The organism is Sphingobium sp. DN12 (genome assembly GCF_051058005.1).
Classification (GTDB): Bacteria; Pseudomonadota; Alphaproteobacteria; order Sphingomonadales; family Sphingomonadaceae; genus Sphingobium; species Sphingobium yanoikuyae.
This window is the reverse complement of record NZ_CP173717.1, coordinates 937,499-959,541: the sequence shown is the minus strand read 5'-3', so window position 1 is coordinate 959,541 and position 22,043 is coordinate 937,499. Positions and strand designations below refer to the sequence as shown.

Genomic DNA, 22,043 nt, shown 5'->3' with positions numbered 1-22,043 from the left:
ACTCTTGAGCATCCTTCCCGCTTAACTTCGCACATTTCCCGCACATCTTGGCATTTTCGGATTCAAGACGGAAATTTTGTTACGCTTCCGTCCATTTTCCGCGCCCTCTTCTCGCCAGTCTAACGTCTGCGGGCGCTGTAGGACAGGCGGCGTAATGCTTCCCCCCCTGCCCCCTCTTGAACAACGCAAAGAGCCAACCATATCAATCCCGTCCGGCCGCCACATGGGGCTGGGCGCAAGCATAGGCCGGACGCCGAAGACCGGGTCCGGCAGGATCATTTTGCTCTGTTGGAGATTATGAGCATGCGTGGTTTCGACCTTACCCCCTATCGCCGCTCGACCGTCGGCTTCGATCGTCTGTTCGACCTGATCGAGAATAATGCCCGTCTGGCGCAGGGCGACAATTACCCGCCCTTCAACATCGAACGCCTGGCCGAGGACCGCTATCGCGTGACCCTGGCCGTCGCCGGCTTCCGTCCCGAGGAAATCGACATCACCGCTCAGCAGAACCTGCTCCAGGTGATCGGCCGCAAGGATGAGACCAATGCCGACCGTTCCAAGTTCCTGCATGTCGGCATCGCCAATCGCAGCTTCGAACGCCGCTTCGAACTGGCCGATTTCGTCCGCGTCGAAAAGGCGGACCTGGCCGACGGCCTGCTGGTGATCGAACTGGTGCGCGAAGTGCCCGAAGCGATGAAGCCCAAGAAGATCGCCGTGAATGGCGGCCATCTGGTCGACATCAACAAGGATCGCGACGCCGCCTGATCCGGCCATCCGAAACAAGCACAGGGCGCGACCGCAAGGTTGCGCCCTTCTTGCTGCCCGCCGTTCAGCGCGCCTGTTGCGGTGGCGGCATCGGGATGGCGCTGATCGCGACATTGCCGAACATCACCAGCCCCGCGACGATCATCAACACCCCGCGCTTGCGGTCGCCCCGCTTCACGATCGCGTAAATTCCCCCGCCGGTCAGCAGGATACCCGCCAGCATCAATATCGAAAGGATCATCCCCGCCATGGGTCAGTCCATAGGCGCCTAGCTGGACTGTGGCAATTGGCGGCCCATGCCCCTATGAGGCGCGCAGAAACGAATCACCCCAAGCCGCAGGGGAACGCACCCATGAAAATCGCCATCGCTTCCGATCATGCCGCCGTCGACCTGAAGGCCGAACTTGCGCTATGGTTGCGCGACGAGGGCCATGAGGTCGCCGACCTCGGCCCGGCCACCGCCGACCGCGTCGATTATCCCGATTTTGGTTACAAGCTCGCGACCGCCGTCGCATCGGGCGAAGCGGAGCGCGGCATCGCGCTCTGCGGTTCGGGCATCGGCATCTCGATCGCCGTCAATCGCAACCCGGCCTGCCGCTGCGCCCTGGTCGGCGAGCCGCTGTCGGCCGCGCTGTCGCGCGAGCATAATGACGCCAATATCCTGGCCATGGGTGCGCGCCTGACCGGCGTCGACATGGCCAAGGCCTGCGTCACCGCCTTCCTCACCACCGAGTTCGGCGGTGGCCGCCATGCCGGCCGCGTCGAGAAACTGTCCCAGCCCGCGCTCTGAAAGGACTTGAGATGAGCACCGAAACCCTCACCCAGCCCAACCTGTCCGACATTCGTTCGGAAGGCTATTTCACCGCAGGCCTGGCCGCTGCCGATCCGGCCGTGTTCGCCGGCGTTGCCCAGGAACTGAAGCGCGAGCAGACCCAGATCGAGCTGATCGCGTCGGAAAATATCGTGTCGCAGGCCGTGCTCGAAGCGCAGGGCAGCGTCTTCACGAACAAGTACGCCGAAGGTTATCCGGGCAAGCGCTATTATCAGGGCTGCGCCCCGTCGGACGTGGTGGAACAGCTCGCCATCGACCGCGCGAAGGAACTGTTCGGTTGCCAGTTCGCCAACGTCCAGCCCCATTCGGGCGCGCAGGCCAATGGCGGCGTGATGCTGGCGCTGGTCAAGCCGGGCGAAACCATCATGGGCCTGTCGCTCGACGCCGGTGGTCACCTGACCCACGGTTCCAAGCCCAGCATGTCGGGCAAGTGGTTCAACGCCGTGCAATATGGCGTGCGCGAAGACACCCATCTGATCGACTATGACGATGTCGAGCGTCAGGCGATCGAATGCCAGCCCAAGCTGATCATCGCCGGCGGGAGCGCCTATCCGCGTCAGATCGACTTCGCCCGCTTCCGCGCGATCGCGGACAAGGTCGGCGCGCTGTTCATGGTCGACATGGCCCATTTCGCCGGCCTGGTCGCCGGTGGCGCCCACCCCTCGCCCTTCGGCCACGCCCATGTCGTGACCACCACCACGCACAAGACGCTGCGCGGTCCGCGTGGCGGCATGATCATGACCGATGACGAGGCGATCGCGAAGAAGATCAACTCGGCGATCTTCCCCGGCCTCCAGGGCGGCCCGCTGATGCATGTCATCGCCGCCAAGGCGGTCGCCTTCGGCGAAGCGCTGCAGCCCGAATTCAAGACCTATGCCCAGGCGATCGTCACCAATGCGAAGGCGCTGGCCGGCAAGCTGGAGCAGCGCGGCCTGGCCGTGGTCTCGGGCGGCACCGACACCCACCTCGCCCTCATCGACCTGCGCCCCTATGGCATTTCGGGCAAGGATGCGGACGAGGCGCTGGAACGCAGCTTCATCACCTGCAACAAGAATGGCGTGCCGGGTGACCCGCTGCCGCCGACCAAGACCAGCGGCATCCGCGTCGGCTCGCCGGCCGGCACCACCCGCGGCTTCGGCGTCGCCGAGTTCGAGGATATCGGTGACATGATCGCCGACGTTCTGGAAGGTCTACGTGACAATGGCGAACATGGCGATGCCGCCGTCGAAGCCAGCGTCCGCGAACGTGTCGCCGCGCTCTGCGCCCGCTTCCCCATCTATCAGGGGTAAGCCCGCTTGCGCTGCCCTTTCTGCGCCCATGAGGACAGCCAGGTGAAGGACAGCCGGCCGACGGAGGATGGCAATGCCATTCGCCGTCGCCGGCAGTGCGAAGCCTGCGGCGCGCGCTTCACCACCTTCGAGCGCATCCAGTTGCGCGACATCTGGGTGGTGAAGAGCGAAGGCCGCAAGGAAGCGTTCGAGCGCGACAAGCTGGCCCGCTCCATCGGCATCGCCTGCCGCAAGCGGCCAATCGACCCGAGCCGGATCGAGAAGCTGATTTCGGGCATCCAGCGCCAGCTGGAAACCAGCGGCGAAAGCGAGATCCCGGCGCGATCGATCGGCGAGATGGTGATGGAAGGGCTCAAACGCCTCGACAGCGTCGCCTATATCCGCTTCGCCAGTGTCTACAAGGACTTCACCGACGCCCGCGACTTCGAGGATTTCGCGAGTACCGTGAAGGAGGTCGGGAGTGAGTGAGGGGCCATCCCCTCATTCGCCTTAGCCAGCCCTTTCCACATCCGTTCGTCCTGAGTAGCCATTGAGCGAAGTCGAAATGGCGTATCGAAGGACCGCGTGATGAGCTTTTATGCCTATATGCTGCGATGCGCGGACGGCAGCTACTATCTGGGCCATACCGATAATCTGGAATTGCGGTTGGGCCAGCATCATTCCGGTGAAGTCGCCGGCTACACCCAGCGCCGACGTCCCGTAACCCTGGTCTGGAGCGAGGCGTTCGGGACCAGGGACGAAGCCATTGCCGCAGAACAGCAGATCAAGGGCTGGTCGCGAAAGAAGAAGGAAGCGCTGGTCGCTGGTGATTGGGATGCCATCCGGTTGGCGGCGCGCAAATCCTTCGATACGGGGCTTCGACAGGCTCAGCCCCTACTCAGGACGAACGGTGATATGAATAACGAAATCTCCCCCCTCCCCCCCGTCATCGTCCTGGTCCGCCCGCAATTGGGCGAGAATATCGGCAAGGCGGCGCGGGCGATGCTGAATTTCGGGCTGACCGAGATGCGGCTTGTTTCCCCGCGCGACGGCTGGCCCAATCCCGACGCCGGCCCGGCGGCGGCCGGCGCGGACTTCATCCTGGACAAGGCGCAGGTCTATGAGACGCTCGCCGATGCGGTCGCCGACTGCGCCCATGTCTATGCCACCACCGTGCGCAAGCGCGGCGTCACCAAGCCGGTGGTCACGCCCGAGGAAGCGGCGCAGGAAATCCATGCCGCGCAGGGCCGCTGCGCCTATGTGTTCGGGCCGGAACGCTCGGGGCTGGAAACCGAGGATGTGGCGCTAGCCCGCAAGATCCTGACCGTGCCGATCAATCCGGAATTCGGCTCACTGAACCTCGCCCAGGCGGTGATCCTGTGCGCCTATGAATGGTCCAAGCAGGCCAATCTGGCCCAGCCGACCGTGACCGAGCTGGGCGAACCCGCGCCCCAGGAGGAGCTGGAAGGCATGATCCTGCAACTCAACACGCTGCTCGAAAAGGTCGGCTATTTCTTCCCGCCCGACCGCGCGCCAGCGACCAAGCTGACGCTGCGCAACCTGCTTACCAAGCCGGGCTGGAACCATCTGGAGGTGCGCACGCTCCGCGGCGTGCTGTCGCACCTCAACCGACCGCGCGAGCGTTAACCCCGCGTGCGATCATATTCGGCCATTTCATAGGCGATCGAGGCTTCGACCAGTTGCTCCCACAGCTCCGCGATGACGTCGCCGGGCGCGCCCAGCCGCTCGGCCTCGGCGCGGGCATTGTCGATCACCTGGCGCTTGCGCGCCTCGTCGCGGACGGCGCTACGATCCGGCTTGATCCGGGCGGCGGCGCGCATATGGGCAAAACGCTGGTCAAGCAGGGCGACGAGCTGGCGGTCGAGGGCGTCGACACCGGCGCGCACCTCGATCATGCTGGTATAGTCTTCGGGCTTCATGGCCGCCGGATTAGGCCGCGCTCCGCGACCTGTCGAGGCCCCAGTGGCGACAGATGTCTGCGCTTGACATAAGAACCGACCTTCTCCATAGGCGCGCCTTCGCGATTGGCCCCGCATCCCGGTGAAGCGGCGGCCCTGTCCCTGAAATATGGAAACAGGCGATGACCGGGAAGCCTTCGCCCTCCGCTCTGCGGACCTCGGTTCATCGGATCCGGAGGGCGGATAACGTAGTATGCAGTTGTAAGGAATTAGGTATGTCGAAGCGCTCTAGCGCCAAGTACAAGCTCGACCGTCGCATGGGCGAGAACATCTGGGGTCGCCCGAAGAGCCCGGTCAACAAGCGCGAATATGGCCCCGGTCAGCACGGCCAGCGCCGCAAGGGCAAGATGTCGGACTACGGCATCCAGCTGCGCGCCAAGCAGAAGCTGAAGGGCTATTACGGCGACATCACCGAGAAGCAGTTCAAGAAGAACTATTTCGAAGCCAGCCGCATGAAGGGCGACACCGGCCAGAACCTGATCGGTCTGCTGGAGCGCCGCCTGGACGCCGTCGTGTACCGCGCCAAGTTCGCGCCGACCATCTTCTCGGCGCGCCAGATCGTTTCGCACGGCCACATCTATGTGAACGGCGTCAAGTGCAACATCGCCTCGCGTCTGGTGAAGCCGGGCGATGAAATCACCCTGGGCAAGAAGGCGCAGGAAATGGCGCTGGTTCTCGAAGCGCAGAGCCTGCCCGAGCGTGACATCCCCGACTATGTCGCCCCCGACGGCGCCACCAAGGTCACCTATGTCCGCGTTCCGACGCTGGACGAAGTGCCCTACCCGGTGAAGATGGAACCGAATCTGGTCGTCGAATTCTATTCGCGCTAATCGCTCCTTCCGGACAGAAATTGGAGAAGGGCGGCCCCGCAAGGGACCGCCCTTTTTCTTTGGCCTATTTCCTTGGCCGTCGCCTCGCCTGGACGCAGGACAAAAAAAGGGAGGCCCGAAGCCTCCCCTTTCCTTTTCCTATTTCCCCGCCTGCAGCAGGAAATCCGCGCTCTGCTGGAGCATGTCGGCCCGTGCGTCGCTGTCGTCCAGGTCATGCGCCAGCCCATCATAGATCACCAACCGGCTGCGCTTGCCTGCCCCCTCCAGCTTGGACTGCATGATCCTTGCCTGGGTGATATCGACATTATTGTCGTCCGTGCCATGGAACATCAGCACTGGCGCCTGAAACTCCGCTGCATGATTGGCCGGCGACGCATTGGCCGCCTCGGGGCCCGTGCCCAGCATCTTGCGATCTTCCAGATAGGTTGCCGAATACCGGCTGCGCCGCAGCATGTCGCTGATGTCGGTGACCGGCGCGATAGCCACCACCGCCCTGAACAGCCTGGGGTCGATCGCCTGCGCCTGCAGGGCCGCATAGCCTCCATAGGACCAGCCCAGAATGGTCAGCCGGGCAGGGTCGGCTATACCCTGCTGGACCAGCCAGCGCCCCGCATCGGCCACGTCGCCGACAGCGGCCTTCCAGGAGCGGAAGGCATTGCCCATCAGCCAATTCTCACCAAACCCGAAAGAGCCCCGAAATTGCGGCTGGATCACGGCGAAGCCACGCGCCGCATAATATTGCACCAGCCAGTCGAAACCCCATTCGTCGCGCGATTCTGGTCCTCCATGGGGCATGACAATCGCCGGCAGCCCCTTGGCGTCCTCCTTGCCCGGCGGCAGGGTCAGATAGGCGGGAATGACGGTTCCGTCCTGCGCCTTATACTGGATCGGCTTCATCGCCGCGAGCGCGTGTCCGGCCAGTTCCGGTCGATCGGGCATGATAGGCGACAATTTACGCGCAGCCTTATCATACAGATAATATTGCCCCGGATCGACGTCGCTGCCGGCCCAAATCAGCGCCCTCTGCCCGTCTGCACTCAGATCGCCGATGTGGACGGACTTGCCGCCCAGCGCCTTGCCGAGCGATTTTACCATCGCCAGCACCGCTGGATCGAGATAGTCCGTATGGCGATAATCGTCGACATAGCTGACACCGACAACACGCTGGTCGCGCCCGGTCTTGACCAGACCAGCGACATCGACGTTCGGATTGGCGTAAACCAGCGTCTTTTCCAGGCCGGGATCCAGTTGGACAGCCATCAGCGCAAAACGCCCGTCCTTGCGCTCGAAGCCATAGGCAATATTCTTGGCGGGATCGACCGCAACGGGCTTGAAGCCTGTTTCCGACTGCCAGTCATAAGTGGAAAGCTGGCGCCAACCGCCCCCATCGGCACCACGGTACAGATATTTGAACTGGCTGGTGACATAACCGGTGTCCTTACGGTCCCACAGTCCCATGACGCGCACATGGCCGAGCCCATCGGTAATGAAGTCGAAGGCATTCTTCTCAGGCGCCTCGACCCGCCGTGACGTGCCGGTGCGACTATCGATCCGGTCGACTCCCAGTCCTTCGGCCTTCTTCTCGATCAGGCTGCCGGCCTTGGCTTCAGGCACATAGGAACGCGTCATCAGGATCGCGCCGTCCTCGCCGGGCAGATAATCGAGCACCTCGCCGCCGCGCAGGTCATAGCCCAGGGCATTCTCGCCCCGCTTCTGGCTCAGCCCCTTGATATTGCCGCCTTCCGCATCAACCGCCACGACATTGCTGGATGTGTAGACATTGTCGCCATAGCGTTGGGTGCTGAAAATGTTGCAGCTCAGGCGCGCCGCACCGATCCAGTCGCAACTGGTCAGATATTCTGGCTTACCGCTGCCTGAAAGAACTATCTTGGGTTCCGCCCCCTCTTGCGCGTTCAGCACATGGACGCGCGTCATACGACCTGGGCCGGCAGCGACCAGCGCGATCTTCTCGCCATCAGCGGACAGGCTGGCCGAAATCACCGTTTCCCGCGCACCAAAGGCCTTCGCTAGCGCATCAGGCTCGGCATGGGCCATCGCGGCCAGCGACGACATGCCCAGCAGCACGCCCATGCGCGCTGCGTTCAACATCTTATTCATGCAGGAAAAACACTCCCCCCAAATTCCCCGGCCCGATTGCTAACCAACTACGACAATTGTGACAATCGGCATTTCTTGCCCTCGGCCCATCGCGGTGGCATCAGGCGCATTCCATAAAGACAAGGGTTCCTTCCATGCGCAGCTCCGTCGCGGCGATCGCCGCCGTTCTCGCCCTTTCCGCTCCTGCCCTGACGCCCGCCGTCGCGCTGGCCGCCCCGGCCGCCAAGAGCGACGCCGCCCCCTCGATCGACACGATGAAGCGGCTGGTGAAGGAGCTTTCGTCCGACGCCTATGAGGGCCGCGCGCCCGGTACCGTGGGCGAGGAAAAGACGCTGGCGCTGCTTACCGCTGAGTTCGAGAGACTGGGCCTCAAGCCCGGCAACAAGGGCAGCTGGTTCCAGGACGTACCGCTGGTCGAGATCACCGCCAAGAATGTCTCGCCCTTGAGCTTCACCGGCGGCAAGGCCCCGGTCACCGCCGCCTATGGCCCAGAGATGGTGATCGGCACCTATCGCACCACCCAGCCCCGGATCGAGGTCAAGGACAGCCCGGTCGTGTTCGTCGGCTATGGCATCAACGCCCCGGAAAAGGGCTGGAACGACTATGCCGGCCTGGACGTGAAGGGCAAGACGGTGCTGATCCTGGTCAATGACCCGGATTATCAGACGCCGGGCCTGACCGGCCCGTTCAACGGCCGTGCCATGACCTATTATGGCCGCTGGACCTACAAGTTCGAGGAAGCCGCGCGCCAGGGCGCCGCCGCCGCGATCATCATCCACGACACCGAACCGGCCGCCTATGGCTGGAACGTCGTCCAATCGAGCTGGACCGGGTCGCAGCATGTCGCCGACAATCCGGGCGGCAATGCCGACCAGTCGGCCGCGATCGGCTGGATCCAGAAGGACAAGGCCGCCGCCCTGTTCGCCGACGCCGGCCTCAACCTCAACCAGCAGATGGCCGCCGCCAAGCAGAAGGGCTTCAAGGCCGTGCCGCTGGGCGCGATCAAGGCCAATGTCTCGTTCGACAATGACCTGCGCAAACATGCGTCGAAGAATGTCGTCGCCCTACTGCCCGGCAAGACCCGCCCCGACGAATATGTGCTCTACAGCGCCCATTGGGATCATCTGGGCCATTGCCAGGCGGCGCCCGACGGCGACGATATCTGCAACGGCGCGGTCGACAATGCCACCGGCACCGCCGCGCTGGTCGCCCTCGCCCAGGCCAATGTGAAGGCCGGCCCGTCCGACCGCAGCCAGGTGTTCCTGGCCGTCACCGGCGAGGAATCGGGCCTGCTGGGTTCGGCCTATTATGGCGACAACCCGGTCTTCCCGTTCAGCAAGACCGTCGGCGGCGTCAACATGGATGCGCTCAGCGTCGCGGGCCTCGCCAAGAATGTCGTCGTCATCGGCAAGGGCAAGTCGCAGCTCGACGCCTATCTCGACCGCGCGCTGGGTGCGCAGGGCCGCGTCGCGACGCTCGAACCGACCCCGGAAAAGGGCTATTATTACCGTTCCGACCATTTCAGCTTCGCCAAGCACGGCCTGCCGATGCTCTATTTCGAGGGCGGCGAGGATCTGGTGAAGGGCGGCACCGCCGCCGGCATGGCCGCGGCCGAGGATTATACCGAGCATCGCTATCACGGTCCCAAGGACGAATATGATCCCAATTGGGACTGGACCGGCGTCGCCGCCGACCTGAAGCTCTATTATGATGTCGGCCGCGCGCTCGCGAACACGACCGACTGGCCCAACTGGGTCGATGGCGACGAATTCCGCGCCATCCGCGACAAGGACAGCACGGGCAAATAAGCATCGTCAAGGCCGGCGACAGCATGGGGACGCTGTCGCCGGCCTTTCATCTTCGGGGCTATAAGGGGGATCATGACCCAGAAATTCGACCGGCGCGTGTTGCCGATCACATCGGCCATGGCGGCGGCCCTGCTCGCCACCGGCTGCTCGCGCAGTCCTGACACGGCCGACCGCGACGTGCGTGTGTGCCGCGATGCGCAGGGACGCCGGGTCGAGGACCGCAATTGCAGCTGGGGCGGCAGCGGCGGCGGCCATGGCTGGTATTATCTGGGCCGGGGCAGCGCAGTCGCGCGCGTGGGCGAACGGGTCGGTGGCGGGTCGATCGCCCCCTCCTATGGCCATAGCTACAGCCCGGCATCCTCGGCCAATGTGACGCGCGGCGGCCTTGGCCTGTCGGGGCGCAGCGGCCACAGCTGATGGAACGGATCGCCTGCACGCCGCGCCCGCACTGGCAGGCCCGCGTCGAGCATCTGGGCCTGGTCTGGCATGGCGCCGATGCCCAGCCCTATTGGGATGAAAGCGCCTGCTATCGCTTCAGCCCGGACGAGATCGCGGAGATCGAGCAGGCTACCGCCGAACTCTATCGCCTGTTCCTCGCCGCCGGCCAGCATGTGCTGGATCAGGATCTGCTCGGCAGCTTCGGCATTCCCGATTTCTGTCATCAGGCGATCCGCGAGGCGTGGGACGGAGAGCCGGCCGCGCTCAACTATGGCCGCTTCGACCTCGGCTATGACGGCGCCGGCCCGCCCAAATTGTTCGAGTTCAACTGCGACACGCCGACCAGCCTGCTGGAAGCATCGGTGATCCAGTGGGACTGGAAGGAGGCTGTCTTTCCCGCCGCCGACCAGTTTAACAGCCTGCACGAGCGGCTGGTCGACCGCTGGCGCGCCATCGCCCCGCCGCGTGGCACGTCGATGCTGCATCTCACCTATGTCGACGGCAATATGGGCGAGGATGCGGTGACCGTCGCCTATATGGCCGACACGGCGCGCGAAGCGGGCATCGACACCCAGTTGATCCAGACCCAGCAACTGGGCTGGGACCACGCCCGCCGCCGCTTCGTCGATCTCGACAATCGGCCGATCGATGCCCTCTTCCACCTCTATCCCTGGGAATGGATCGTCCACGAACCCTTTGGCCGGGAAGTGGTGGAAAGCCTGTCCTCCACCCTGTGGATCGAGCCGATCTGGAAGATGATCTGGAGCAACAAGGCGATCCTGCCGATCCTGTGGGACCTGTTCCCCGGCCACCCCAATTTGCTGGAGGCCAGCCGCGTCGCCATGACGGGCGATCATGTGGTGAAACCGCTGCTGTCGCGCGAGGGCGCCAATATCCGCTTCGTCCAAGATGGCGAAACGGTCGCCCAGAGCGGCGGCGACTATGGAGAGGAAGGCTTCATCTACCAGCGGCTCTATACCCTGCCCGGCGCGGGCGACCGGCGGCCGGTGCTGGGCAGCTGGGTGGTGGATGGCGACCCGGCCGGCATGGGCATTCGCGAGGATGGGCCGATCACCGGCAATGCCGCGCGCTTCGTGCCGCACATCATCGGCTGAAGGTTCAGCGCGGGTTCAGCGCTTGGGGCTGACCTTGCCCCGTCCTGTAGGAGCAACGCCATGCGCATATCCCTTGCCCTGCCCAGCCTGTTTCTGACCGCCTTCGCGCTGCCGGCCGCGCTGCCCGCGCAAATCGCGCCCAAGACAGAGCCGACCGCACCGCCCGGCCCGGTCAATGTCCGGGTCGAGCCTCGCCCCTCGGGCGACTATGAACTGGATCGCGCGCGTCAGGACATACGCGACGGGCGCAAGAGCGGCACGCTCAGCAGGAAACAGGCGCGCGCGCTCCGCCGAGAGGCCGACCGCGCCGACGCGCAGGCCGATCGCAGCGCCCGCGATGGCCTCAGCTATTCAGAGCAGCGCGAAATCGACATGCAAGGCCGCGCCCTGCAGAGCCTGACCGAAGCCCAGCGCAGCCAGCCGGGCGGAAAACGGCCTTAAAGTCTGAGGTGGGCGCATAGGCGCCAACCCGCCTTTCATCCCGTCATCCCAGCGAAGGCTGGGCTCTCTCTTTTCTTTCAAACCCATCGTTAAAAGAAGTGAGATGCCAGCCTCCGCTGGCATGACGGACCTGGGTGGGAGCAAGACATAGCCCCTCCCTGGAAGGGAGGGGAGTAGGAAACTTCCGCTTCTGGTCGCAACTTCCCCCTCACTGCCCCGCCGGGGCATAGGTCCAGTTCTGGGCGTTGCTGCCGTCCATCATCGCGGTTTCGGCCATCAGCAGGCGGCCTTCGCGCCAGTAGCGGATGCGCTGGGGATAATCATGGTCGGGATTGGCGAAGCTGATGTCGCGCACGCCCTGTTCCAGCACGGGGAAGATCGTCTCCTTGCCGCCCTCCGGCGCGGCATGCAGCGTCAGCGTTCCGTCCGCCGCCCGCACGATGCGCATCACCTCCCAGCTTTGCAGGCTTTCGCCCCGCCCGCTGCGGCCCAGGCCGATCATCACCCCGCCGCGCGGCAGCGACCACAGCTCCTCGGTCCAGCGGTCGCCCCGTTCCTGTTGCCATTCGCCGGTCAGCCATTCGGGCAGGTCCGCCGCCTGCGCCAGCGGCGCCCCGCCCAGCAGCAGCGCCGCCAGCATGATCGATACGCTCTTCTTCACCCGCTACACCCTCTGTCCAGACCCGCGACCCTGCGCTATGGAGCGCGCAACATCTCTCCCGCTATCTCGGACCGGCCAGCGCGCCGGGCAAGGACAAATCTATGACTTTTCGCATGCCTGCCGAATGGGCGCCGCACGACTGGACCTGGATCGGCTTCCCGACCAACCCGGAAGAATGGCCCGGCGCCTTTGACGGTGCCCGCCGCCAGATCGCCGATTTCGCCAGCGCGCTCCACGCCGATGGCAAGGGCGAAGAGGTGCGCCTGGTCGTCGCCAATGAGGCGGATGCCGACGCTGCGCGTGCGCTGGTTGCGCCGGGTGTCACCATCGCCGTCCACAATCTGGGCGACGTATGGCTGCGCGACACCGCGCCGATCGCCGTGCTGAACGGCGTGACCGGGGAGCGCGCGCTGGTCGATTTCGGCTTCAACGGCTGGGGCGGCAAATATCAGATGCCCGGTGACGAGGATATCGGCGCGCGCCTGGCCGCAACCACCGGCATGGCGACCTCGACCCAGAATTGGGTGTTCGAGGGTGGCGCGATCGATACCGACGGCACCGGCCTGTTCGTGACCACCGAACAATGCCTGCTCAACCCCAATCGCAACCCGAACCTTGATCGCGGCAAGATCGAGACGCTGCTGGCCGGCGCGCTCGGCCTGTCCGACATGCTGTGGCTGGGCGATGGCCTGCTCAACGACCATACGGACGGCCATGTCGACAATCTCGCCCGCTTCGTCGCGCCGGGCAAGCTGGCGCTGCCGATCGCGACCACGCCTGACGATCCCAACACGGCCATCTATGCCGACGCCCGTGCCCGCGCCAGGGCGCACGGGGTCGAGGTGGTCGACATCCCCTCGCCCGGCCTGGTGCTGGTCGATGGCGAGGCGATCCCGGCCAGCTACATGAATTTCTATGTCGGCAATGCCGCCATCATCGTCCCCATCTATGGCCAGCCCAATGACCAGGCGGCGCTCGACGCCTTCGCCCCCTTCTTTCCTGGGCGTCAGATTGTCGGCTTGCGCAGCGACGCGATCCTGTCGGGCGGCGGCAGCTTCCATTGCTGCAGCCAGCAGATGCCCTCGCTGATCTAGGGGTTAGTCCCCCGTTGCGGGGATGCTCATGCGGGCGCAATTTCCGGGCCGGGCGACGCAGCATCGCCCGGCTTCAGGAGCATTGCCCCATGTTTCGTCCGATCCTTGCCACTTTACTGATCCTGCTTGGCGCCAGCGCCGGCACCGCCCAATTGCCCGCCATCGTCGGCATGGGCGCTGAAAACGCCGCCGGCGTGCTGGGCTATTGCGTCAAGAACCGGCTCGTCGATGCGACCAGCGCCAATGCCGTGCTGGACAAGCTGAACAAGAAGCCGGGCGTGAAGGGCTCGGGCGCCTTCAAGTCCGGCGAGACCGGCATCATCCATGCCGGCAAGAAGGACATTTCGCTCGACAGCCTGAAGGGCGATGCCAAGGGCAAGATGTGCTCCATGGTGCTCAAGCAATCGGCTTCCCTGCTATAGGCGCTTCCCGGTAGCGCGGCGGCGCCATAGCCCCTATATCGCGCGGCGAACCCATCATGGAGTGATGAATGACCCGCGTGACCGTCGCCGCCCTGCAGCTCGCCTTTTCGGACGACATGGCCGACAATATCGCCATGGTCGCCGATCATGTGACCAAGGCCGCCGCCCGCGGCGCGAAGATCATCCTGCCGCCCGAACTGTTCGAGGGCCATTATTTCTGCAGGCAAGAGGACGAAGCCCTGTTCGACCGCGCCCAGCCGACCGACCAGCACCCGGCCGTGCAGGAAATGCGCAAGCTGGCCAAGGATCTGGGCGTCTATATCCCGACCAGCTATTTCGAGCGGGACGGCCATCATTATTACAACTCGCTCGCCATGATCGATGATGAGGGCGAGATCATGGGCGTCTATCGCAAGAGCCACATTCCCGACGGTCCGGGCTATGAGGAAAAATATTATTTCCGCCCCGGCAACACCGGCTTCAAGGTGTGGCCGACCAAATATGGCACCGTGGGCGTCGGCATCTGCTGGGACCAATGGTATCCCGAAACCGCCCGCTGCATGGCGCTGATGGGCGCGGAAATGCTGTTCTACCCGACCGCGATCGGCTCCGAACCCTATGATGCGGAACTGGACACCAGCCGCATGTGGCGCCGCGCGATGATCGGCCATGCGGTCAGCAACTGCATGCCGGTGATCGCCGCCAACCGCATCGGCGAGGAAGAGGGCCAGAAATTCTACGGCCACAGCTTCATCAGCGACGAATGGGGCGATTTCCTCGCAGAGTCCGATGCCAGGGACAATGGCGCGCTGGTCGCCACACTGAACCTTGCCAAGGCGAAGATCCACCGCGCCGGCATGGGCTTCTTCCGTGATCGCCGCCCTGAGCTTTACGGCCGCATCGCGCAGGATATCTGATGGGACGCTGCAATCCGGTCAGGGTCGGCTGATGCAGTCGATCCTGGTCTATATCGCCGCCGCCCTGGCCGAGATCGCCGGCTGCTTCGCCTTCTGGGCGTGGCTGCGGATGGACAAGTCGATGCTGTGGCTGATCCCCGGCACGGGGTCGCTGCTGCTCTTCGCCTGGCTGCTGACCCTGGTCGATGCGGCGGCGGCTGGCCGTGCCTATGCGGCCTATGGCGGCGTCTATATCAGCTCGGCGCTGCTCTGGCTCTGGCTGGTGGAGGGCGTGCGGCCGGACCGCTGGGACATGGCCGGCGTGGCGCTCAGCCTGGTCGGCGCCGGCATCATCCTGTTCGGCCCGCACCGCGCCTAGAGCATGATCCGTTCATACTGAATCGGATCATGCTCTGTTTGCCTTTTTGTTTTCCGCATTTTCCGAGCCAGCAGATGATGCCATCTGCTTCGAAAATGCTCTAATTGGCGGACGTCAGCCCCGCCAGTTCCACCGCCCGCGCGAACACCGCCTCGAACATCTCCGCCGTCAGCCGGTTGGTATTCTGATTGTAGCGCGAACAATGATAGCTATCGATCAGCATCCGCCCGTCGGGCATGCGATGCTCCGCCCCATGGGCAAAGCGCGCCTTGGGCAACTTGCCACCAAGCACCTTCACCGCCGACTGATGGGCAATCTCGCCCAGCGCGACGAAGGTCCGCGCGCGCAGCAGTTGCGCCACGCCATCGGCCAGGAAGGGGCGACAGGCATGGACTTCGGTCGGCACCGGCTTGTTCTGCGGCGGCAGGCAGCGAACCGAATTGATGATGATCGCGTCGCGCAGTTCCAGCCCGTCATCGACCCGCGCCTCATAATTGCCCTGCGCCAGACCGAACTTCTTGAGCGTCGCAAAGAACAGTTCGCCCGCGACATCGCCGGTGAAGGGGCGCCCGGTGCGGTTCGCGCCCTGCTTGCCCGGCGCCAGGCCGATGATGCCGATCCGCGCCATCGGGTCGCCAAAGGCGGGCACCGGCGCGTTCCACCAGTTGGGATGTTCCGCCCGGCATTCCACGCGCAGCGCGACAAGGCGCGGGCAGAGCGGACAGTCGCGGGGCGGTTCACTTGATAGGGGGCTTTGCAGGATCATGGCGCTCAGATAGGCGCTGCACCATGCCGGACACAAGCCGCCACCTTTATGCCCTCTCGATCGGGTCGAACCGGCCGCTCTCCGCCCGGCTGACGCCGCCGCGCCTGCTGGCCGAAGCGGTGCGCCGGATCGGCGCGCTCGGCGATGTGGTCGCCCTGTCGCCGACGATCGAGACGCCGCCGCTCGGCCCCTCGCGCCGCCGCTTCGCCAATGCCGCGCTGCTGGTCGACAGCGCCCTGCCCCCGCCCGTCCTGCTGGCCGCGCTGCAGGGCATCGAGTCCGGGCTTGGCCGCCGCCGCTTCCAGCGTTGGGGCGCGCGCCGGCTCGACATCGACATCATCCTCTGGTCGGGCGGGCATTGGCGCAGCCGCGATCTTCTGATCCCCCACCCCGCCTTTGCCCAGCGCGACTTCGTCCTGCGCCCGCTCGGCGCCATCGCACCCGACTGGAAATGCCCGCCTTCCGGGCAGAGCGTGCGGCATCTGCACGCGCTTTTGCGAAAAGCGACATATCATCGTGCCACAAGAGGTTGACCAGCCGCCCGTGCGCCACTAGTGCGAGCGGTCTCGACAGGGGGTCCATAGCTCAGTCGGTAGAGCAACTGACTTTTAATCAGTAGGTCGCTGGTTCGAACCCAGCTGGACTCACCACCCCAGACATCGCGATAGAAACCGATCCCGGCTCACCCTTGCCGATCGAGCGCGCGCATCCACGCCATTTCTGCACATGGCGCACAACTGTCGTGCCGACAAACGGCAGGACAGGACGGGTCCGGATGTTATCGAGCGGGCGACGCGCCCGCTGCCAAGATTCGGGGCGCACACCGCGGTTTTCAAAAGCGGGCGCGTCACCTTTCCCATGCCCTGACCATCCCTCAATGCGCCCACCCGCAAAAAGAAAACGCGGCCCCGGGACAAGCCCGGAACCGCGTCTTTGCCCTTCCCCAAGGGAATAGGATCAGAACTTGCCCTGGATACCGACGAAGAAGCGCTGACCGGGATAGGCCATCTCCACCGGCATATCGCTATTGATATAGAGTTTGGTGGATTCCTTGGTCAGGTTCTGCGCTTCCAGGAAGACACTGAAATGATATTGCGGGAAGCGCAGCGTGATCTTTCCGTCCAGATAGCCTTCACCCCTGCGATAGAGCGGGTTATTGCCGTTATTGGCATCAATCACCGTCTGCATCCACTTGGAGCGATAATTGTAGCTCAGGCGGAAATTGAGCCAATCCTTGTCGTAGAAGAAGCTGGCATTATAAGTATATTTCGACATGCCGGGATATTCTTTGAGTTCCGCCCCGGTCGCACTGTTGGTGAGGTTGGTCCGCAACGCCCGCGAATAGCTGAAATTCGCGCTAGCCCCGAAACCATCGAACGGCTTGGGCAGGAAGGTGAAGGCAGTCTGCGCATTCGCCTCGATGCCGTCGAGCAGCGCACCAAAGCCATTGACAGGCTGGCGCACCGTATAGCTGGAGCCGTCGTTGAACAGGTCCACGCCGCTGCGGGTCACATTGGGAATGACGAAGCTGGATTCATATTTCTTCCAATAGCCCAGGCTCAGCATCGTGTCGGCGTTGGGATACCAGGCCAGGTTCACTTCCCACTGGTCGGCCCGATAGGGCTTGAGCGCCGGATTACCCGCTGTGCAGGTATCGTCCGTGCCCGTGATGGTGATGTCATCCAAGCAATTGATGTTCGGCACCAGGTCGGTGGGACGCGGTCGCGCCAAATTCTTGGCCCAGTTGGCCCGCAGGAACAGGTCGCGCGCCAGTTCCAGATTGGCGTTGAAGGCCGGCATGATGTCCGTGTAACTGTTGCTGATCGTCACCGATTGCGCCGCCAGCACGACCGTTTCCGTGCCGCCGGTCGGGGTGAAGCGGGTCACGCGGCTGACATTGGTGCCGGTCCCTTCATCCTTGGTATGCATCCAGCGCACGCCGGCATTGCCGGTCAGGCGCATGCCGAAAATCTGGGTATCGATATCCGCCATGACATAACCCGCCAGCACGGTTTCGTCGATCTTGGCGCTGGGCACCTGCGGGAAACCATCGGCGAAGCGGACCAGATCATGATCGAAGCCCGAAAGATCGTAGAATTTCCCCAGTTCCTCGGCATCGAAATTGGGGAAGGCGAGCCCCGTGGGCAGGCCAGCCGGCGCGCCCTTCAGGCCGGAAAAGAGCGGCGCGCCACCCGTGGTGCCGCCAATCGCGCCGATCAGCGCGGTATATTGGGCGGGCGTCATATACCAGGTATTGCCGTTGCGCGTCTGGGTCGGATTGGCGACGATATTGGTGGTGTAGGAGACATTCGCCGACGACTGATAGGTCATGCTCGTGGGATCGAGCAGTACCGAACCACCCCCCTGATAGTTCAGGAATTTCTGTTTGCGCCCCTGGGCACCAAATTCGATCTTGCTGACGATCGGATGATCGATTTCCCAATCGACGTCGATCTTGAACTGATCTTCGGTATTGTTGAACTCACCCGGACGATATTGCAGGCCGGGGCCATAGACCGGCAGCACCTGGCCATTGGCGCCGGTGCGGGTGAAGTCGGCATAGACCGCCGGATCGGCCGGGTCGAAATTGGATGGGAAGCTGAAGACCGGCAGCCCCTGGTCATTGTTGCGGTCGATGGTGATGCCCGACACGCTGGTGCCCAGCGAAATGAGGTTGGTCTGCTGATCGGTATGGGCGGTCGCATGCGATCCCATCACGTCGATCTTCAACCGGCTATTGGGTTCCCAGGTAAAGCCGCCCGAGAAATATTTGCTGTCCTGGTCATAATCGAAGTCGCGGCGCTGCACGCCGATGATGTTCGCCGCACCATTCCAGTTGGGGTTGGTTGCGGTGCCGATGTTGACGGCGTCAAGCGCGGTGGTGAGGCCGGTGACGACATGGTTCCCGTTGACCGTCGAAGTGCCCAGTTGGACCCGGCGACGCGACGTGCCGCCGCCCGCGCCGGCTGCCAGCTGCGGATCGAGGTTGAAGCGCTCGATGCGGCCCAAATCCACCGAATAGTTGGTATCCTGCAGCTTCTGGTTGCGCAGATTGACCTGGCCGTTGACATAGGCGCGGAAATTGGGCGCCACCTGATATTGCAATGTGACATCGGCCGAGATGCGCTTGTCATTACGCACCAATTGGCGATAGCGCGGCACGGTCGGCGCCCAGTCGAAGAACTGGGTTTCGCACGCCAGCCGGTTGGCGGTGGCGGCCCCGGTGGTCGCACCACCGACGCCAGCGCAGCTCTCATATGTATTATAGTTGCTGTAGAGCGGGTTAGCGACCGTCTTCTCGGTCGAATGATCGAAATCGGCCAGCCGCTGCCAGTTGGTGTTGCTGATATAATCCTGGCGCGTATCGACGTCGCTATAGGTGGCGTTGACCAGAATGCCCAGGCCATCGATCAGGAATTTGGGCGCACCGGCAAAGAAGGTCAGGCGCGGCTTCCAGCTTTCCGTAAGATCCAGATGCTGGCCCGACGCGACCATCGAGATCAGTGGATCCTTCAGTTCCAGCGGCTTGCGCGTTTCGACGCGCACCGTGCCGCCAATGCCACCTTCGGTCAGGTCGACGGCATAACCCTTGTAGACGTCGATCGACTTGACCAGTTCGGCCGCGATTTCGCGGAAGTCGCCGGCGCGCGAACCAAGCGCGCTGACCTGGCTGACACCGTTGATCTCGACGCGGTTGAGGTCGGGTTCGACGCCACGGATCGAGATCTGGTTGCCCTCGCCAAATTCGCGGCTCAGCTGGACGCCGGTGATGCGCGCGAGCGAGTCACCGATATTCTTGTCGGGGAAGCTGGCGATATCATCGGCAACGATCGAGTCGACGACGGTGTTCGCTTCCTTCTTGCGGTTGATCGCCGATTGCAGCGAGGCGCGAGTGCCGACGACGACGATATCGGCAGCCGAAACGGCACCTTCCTTCTTTTCGCCTTCGTCATTTGTCTGAGCAATGGCCGAAGCCGACACCAGCATGACGCCGGCCATGGCGAGGGCGGAAGCGCCCTTCAGCGTCCGGCGAACCATCGCGATGTTGGAAAAATGTTGCACGCTTTCAGTGGTATGCTCGCGCATAGCCGATCCCCTCTCTCCCAGAACACCCCATGACCGACTCCGTTTCCCCACGGTCGTCGAATCAGTTTCTAGACGGAGAGTTACTGAACCTATATGTGGGATGCAATTCTAATATTTGGATCAGTAGTGATCCGGAGGGGAGATTGATGCAAATGCGCACCACTATTCGGGCCTTTACCCTGATGCTCGGGCTGGCGACTTCGACCACGGCATTGGCAACTGGCCTCACCGCCCGAATAGCGGCCGAACGACTTGATCGCGGCGCGGTAGCGCTACCAGCACAGGGCGGCGGCATGCTCATTACATGGCGTCTACTGGCCGATGATCCCGCCACCATCCGTTTCCGCCTGCTGCGCGACGGCAAGCCGATCCATGACAGCCGCGTCGGCGAAGCCACCGCCTTCGTAGACAGGAAGGGCAGCGCCACCAGCCGCTATGCGGTGCAGCGGATCGGCGACAAGAGCGCCCCCTCCCCCGCCATGATGTGGGACAAATCCTATCTCTCCATCCCCCTCACGCCCCCCGCCGACGGCGTCACCCCCGCCGGCGAGTCGTTCAGCTACACCGCCAATGATGCGAGCGCGGCCGATCTCGACGGTGACGGCCGTTACGAGATCATCCTGAAATGGGATCCGACCAACAGCCATGACAATAGCCAAGCCGGCTATAGCGGGCCGGTGCTGCTCGACGCCTATCGGCTCGACGGCACGCGGCTTTGGCGCATCGATCTGGGTCGCAACATTCGCGCAGGCGCCCATTATACCCAGTTCCTCGCCTTCGACTTCGACGGCGACGGCCGCGCCGAAGTGGCGATGAAGACCGCTGACGGCACGGTCGACGGCACCGGCACGGTGATCGGCGACGCCAGGGCCGACTGGCGCGGCCATGATGGCGAAGTGCCTCAGCGCGACCGCACCGGCGCCAAGGTGCTGCCCGATGGCACCAAGGTCGCGCCGATGCAGGGCCGCATCGTCAAGGGGCCGGAATATCTGACCGTCTTCGACGGCCTCACCGGCAAGGCGCTGGCCACCGCCCCCTATGATCCGCCGCGCTATCCCGGCGGCAATCCCACGACCGAGCAGTTGGCCGAAAGCTGGGGCGATGGCTATGCCAACCGATCCGACCGGTTCCTGGCCGGTGTCGCCTATCTCGACGGGCATTTGCCCTCCATGGTCTTTGGCCGCGGCTATTATGCCCGCACCGCGATCGCCGCCTGGGACTGGCGCGACGGCAAGCTGACCCAGCGCTGGCTGTTCGACAGCAGCCAGCCGGGCAATGGAGACTATGCCGGACGCGGCAATCACCAGCTTTCGATCGCCGATGTTGATGGCGACGGCCGCGACGAGGTGATCTACGGATCGATGGCGGTCGATGACGATGGCAAGGGGCTGTGGACCCAGCCGCTCTTCCACGGCGACACCATGCATGTCAGCGATCTCGACCCCGCCCGCCCCGGCCTGGAGAAATTCGGCGTATTCGAGGATGTGAAGAGCAACGGCCAGCTCGGCTCTGCCCTGCTTGACGCGCGCACCGGCCAGATGCTCTGGTCCACCCCCGCCCAGCAGGATACCGGTCGCGGCGTCGCCGCCGATATCGATCCGCGCCACTGGGGCGCCGAGTTCTGGAATTCCAGCTCCGCCGAACTGTTCGACGTCGCCGGCAAGCCGATCGGCCCGCGCCCGCGCCAGATGAACTTCGCGATCTGGTGGGACGGCGACCTGCTGCGCGAGCTGCTCGACAAGACGACCATTTCCAAATGGGATTGGGAAAATGGCAGGGAAATCCCCCTGCTCTCGCCCGAAGGCCTGTCGTCCAACAACGGCACCAAAGCGACCCCGGCGCTTCAGGCGGACCTGATCGGCGACTGGCGCGAGGAAGTGGTGTGGCGCAGCGCGGACAATCGCGAGCTGCGCATCTACACCACGCCCTATCCGACCACGCACCGCTTCGTCACGCTGATGCAGGATCCGGTCTATCGCCTCGGCGTCGCCTGGCAGAACACCGCCTATAACCAGCCGCCGCACACCAGCTTCTATCTGGGCGCTGGCAAGCAGGGCGAACGCTGACCCTTGATCGAGTGGGTGGCGCCCCGTGCGCCGCCCACCGGACTGACCAATATATGGATCACATATCCATTTTTAGGGA

The 22,043-nt window shown here is 63.9% G+C and carries 22 protein-coding genes and 1 tRNA gene; 17 read left to right on the top strand and 6 right to left on the bottom strand.

The annotated features are described in order from the left end of the window. Nucleotides 1–297: 297 nt before the first annotated feature. Complete coding sequence (locus ACI6S0_RS04585; protein WP_010337347.1) at nt 298–765, top strand: Hsp20 family protein; 468 nt, start codon at nt 298–300, stop codon at nt 763–765. A 64-nt stretch (nt 766–829) separates the two neighbouring features. On the opposite strand, the gene ACI6S0_RS04580 is transcribed toward ACI6S0_RS04585, so the two are convergent. After that, nucleotides 830–1,015, bottom strand: a complete 186-nt coding sequence (locus ACI6S0_RS04580; protein WP_026109318.1) for a hypothetical protein — start codon at nt 1,013–1,015, stop codon at nt 830–832. A 102-nt stretch (nt 1,016–1,117) separates the two neighbouring features. Here ACI6S0_RS04580 and rpiB point away from each other — a divergent pair, with 102 nt between their 5' ends. The 4 genes from rpiB to ACI6S0_RS04560 all read left to right on the top strand — a co-directional run bounded on the left by rpiB (nt 1,118) and on the right by ACI6S0_RS04560 (nt 4,512). Next, the gene (gene rpiB, locus ACI6S0_RS04575) at nt 1,118–1,555 is read left to right on the top strand and encodes a ribose 5-phosphate isomerase B (protein WP_434405119.1); all 438 of its coding nucleotides are present in this window, start codon (nt 1,118–1,120) and stop codon (nt 1,553–1,555) included. An 11-nt stretch (nt 1,556–1,566) separates the two neighbouring features. Next, nucleotides 1,567–2,886: a serine hydroxymethyltransferase gene (gene glyA, locus ACI6S0_RS04570; RefSeq protein ID WP_099230358.1), complete on the top strand. Its 1,320-nt coding sequence runs from the start codon at nt 1,567–1,569 to the stop codon at nt 2,884–2,886. A gap of 6 nt (nt 2,887–2,892) precedes the next feature. Further along, the gene (gene nrdR, locus ACI6S0_RS04565; RefSeq protein ID WP_010337343.1) at nt 2,893–3,354 is read left to right on the top strand and encodes a transcriptional regulator NrdR; all 462 of its coding nucleotides are present in this window, start codon (nt 2,893–2,895) and stop codon (nt 3,352–3,354) included. A gap of 99 nt (nt 3,355–3,453) precedes the next feature. Further along, nucleotides 3,454–4,512 carry a TrmJ/YjtD family RNA methyltransferase gene (locus ACI6S0_RS04560; RefSeq protein ID WP_434405117.1) on the top strand — a complete coding sequence of 353 codons (1,059 nt, stop codon included), beginning with the start codon at nt 3,454–3,456 and terminating at the stop codon, nt 4,510–4,512. Here the strand turns inward: ACI6S0_RS04560 and ACI6S0_RS04555 are convergent. Then, nucleotides 4,509–4,805 (bottom strand): chorismate mutase, encoded by a 297-nt coding sequence (locus tag ACI6S0_RS04555; protein WP_037516695.1) that lies wholly within the window; start codon nt 4,803–4,805, stop codon nt 4,509–4,511. The genes ACI6S0_RS04560 and ACI6S0_RS04555 overlap by 4 nt on opposite strands. Nucleotides 4,806–5,059: 254 nt before the next feature. On the opposite strand from ACI6S0_RS04555, the gene rpsD reads away from it, so the two are divergent. Then, a complete protein-coding gene (gene rpsD / locus ACI6S0_RS04550) occupies nt 5,060–5,674 on the top strand; it encodes a 30S ribosomal protein S4 (protein ID WP_004211980.1) in 615 nt (204 codons plus the stop codon). Between the two features lie 138 nt (nt 5,675–5,812). Here the strand turns inward: rpsD and ACI6S0_RS04545 are convergent, their stop codons facing one another. After that, nucleotides 5,813–7,792, bottom strand: coding sequence for an alpha/beta hydrolase family protein (locus ACI6S0_RS04545; protein ID WP_434405116.1), 1,980 nt, complete (start codon nt 7,790–7,792; stop codon nt 5,813–5,815). 134 nt (nt 7,793–7,926) lie between these two features. Here ACI6S0_RS04545 and ACI6S0_RS04540 point away from each other — a divergent pair, with 134 nt between their 5' ends. The 4 genes from ACI6S0_RS04540 to ACI6S0_RS04525 all read left to right on the top strand — a co-directional run bounded on the left by ACI6S0_RS04540 (nt 7,927) and on the right by ACI6S0_RS04525 (nt 11,594). Further along, on the top strand, nt 7,927–9,600 hold the full coding sequence (locus ACI6S0_RS04540; RefSeq protein ID WP_434405114.1) for a M28 family peptidase: 1,674 nt from the start codon (nt 7,927–7,929) through the stop codon (nt 9,598–9,600). 72 nt (nt 9,601–9,672) lie between these two features. After that, nucleotides 9,673–10,017: a hypothetical protein gene (locus tag ACI6S0_RS04535; protein ID WP_434405113.1), complete on the top strand. Its 345-nt coding sequence runs from the start codon at nt 9,673–9,675 to the stop codon at nt 10,015–10,017. Then, the gene (locus ACI6S0_RS04530) at nt 10,017–11,153 is read left to right on the top strand and encodes a glutathionylspermidine synthase family protein (RefSeq protein ID WP_434405111.1); all 1,137 of its coding nucleotides are present in this window, start codon (nt 10,017–10,019) and stop codon (nt 11,151–11,153) included. The genes ACI6S0_RS04535 and ACI6S0_RS04530 overlap by 1 nt, the downstream gene beginning before the upstream one ends. Before the next feature lie 60 nt (nt 11,154–11,213). Further along, nucleotides 11,214–11,594, top strand: coding sequence for a hypothetical protein (locus ACI6S0_RS04525; RefSeq protein WP_434405110.1), 381 nt, complete (start codon nt 11,214–11,216; stop codon nt 11,592–11,594). Between the two features lie 208 nt (nt 11,595–11,802). Here the strand turns inward: ACI6S0_RS04525 and ACI6S0_RS04520 are convergent, their stop codons facing one another. After that, complete coding sequence (locus ACI6S0_RS04520; protein WP_434405109.1) at nt 11,803–12,255, bottom strand: DUF6265 family protein; 453 nt, start codon at nt 12,253–12,255, stop codon at nt 11,803–11,805. A gap of 101 nt (nt 12,256–12,356) precedes the next feature. Between ACI6S0_RS04520 and ACI6S0_RS04515 the strand changes: the two genes are divergently transcribed. The 4 genes from ACI6S0_RS04515 (at nt 12,357) to ACI6S0_RS04500 (ending at nt 15,046) form a co-directional block, all read left to right on the top strand. Further along, nucleotides 12,357–13,349: an agmatine deiminase family protein gene (locus tag ACI6S0_RS04515; RefSeq protein WP_434405107.1), complete on the top strand. Its 993-nt coding sequence runs from the start codon at nt 12,357–12,359 to the stop codon at nt 13,347–13,349. Nucleotides 13,350–13,438: 89 nt separating this feature from the next. Continuing rightward, nucleotides 13,439–13,771 carry a DUF2501 domain-containing protein gene (locus ACI6S0_RS04510; protein ID WP_434405105.1) on the top strand — a complete coding sequence of 111 codons (333 nt, stop codon included), beginning with the start codon at nt 13,439–13,441 and terminating at the stop codon, nt 13,769–13,771. A gap of 68 nt (nt 13,772–13,839) precedes the next feature. Beyond that, a complete protein-coding gene (gene aguB, locus ACI6S0_RS04505) occupies nt 13,840–14,688 on the top strand; it encodes an N-carbamoylputrescine amidase (RefSeq protein WP_434405104.1) in 849 nt (282 codons plus the stop codon). Between the two features lie 31 nt (nt 14,689–14,719). Beyond that, nucleotides 14,720–15,046: a YnfA family protein gene (locus ACI6S0_RS04500; protein ID WP_037516667.1), complete on the top strand. Its 327-nt coding sequence runs from the start codon at nt 14,720–14,722 to the stop codon at nt 15,044–15,046. 100 nt (nt 15,047–15,146) lie between these two features. On the opposite strand, the gene ACI6S0_RS04495 is transcribed toward ACI6S0_RS04500, so the two are convergent. Further along, the gene (locus tag ACI6S0_RS04495; RefSeq protein WP_434405103.1) at nt 15,147–15,812 is read right to left on the bottom strand and encodes a uracil-DNA glycosylase; all 666 of its coding nucleotides are present in this window, start codon (nt 15,810–15,812) and stop codon (nt 15,147–15,149) included. 23 nt (nt 15,813–15,835) lie between these two features. On the opposite strand from ACI6S0_RS04495, the gene folK reads away from it, so the two are divergent. Together folK and ACI6S0_RS04485 are read left to right on the top strand one after the other, a co-directional pair. Beyond that, complete coding sequence (gene folK / locus ACI6S0_RS04490; RefSeq protein ID WP_434405101.1) at nt 15,836–16,345, top strand: 2-amino-4-hydroxy-6-hydroxymethyldihydropteridine diphosphokinase; 510 nt, start codon at nt 15,836–15,838, stop codon at nt 16,343–16,345. Between the two features lie 41 nt (nt 16,346–16,386). Beyond that, a tRNA-Lys gene (locus ACI6S0_RS04485) sits at nt 16,387–16,462 on the top strand. 307 nt (nt 16,463–16,769) lie between these two features. On the opposite strand, the gene ACI6S0_RS04480 is transcribed toward ACI6S0_RS04485, so the two are convergent. After that, nucleotides 16,770–19,898, bottom strand: a complete 3,129-nt coding sequence (locus ACI6S0_RS04480) for a TonB-dependent receptor (protein WP_010335369.1) — start codon at nt 19,896–19,898, stop codon at nt 16,770–16,772. 146 nt (nt 19,899–20,044) lie between these two features. Between ACI6S0_RS04480 and ACI6S0_RS04475 the strand changes: the two genes are divergently transcribed. Continuing rightward, on the top strand, nt 20,045–21,964 hold the full coding sequence (locus ACI6S0_RS04475) for a rhamnogalacturonan lyase (protein ID WP_434405100.1): 1,920 nt from the start codon (nt 20,045–20,047) through the stop codon (nt 21,962–21,964). The last annotated feature ends 79 nt before the right edge of the window (nt 21,965–22,043 follow it).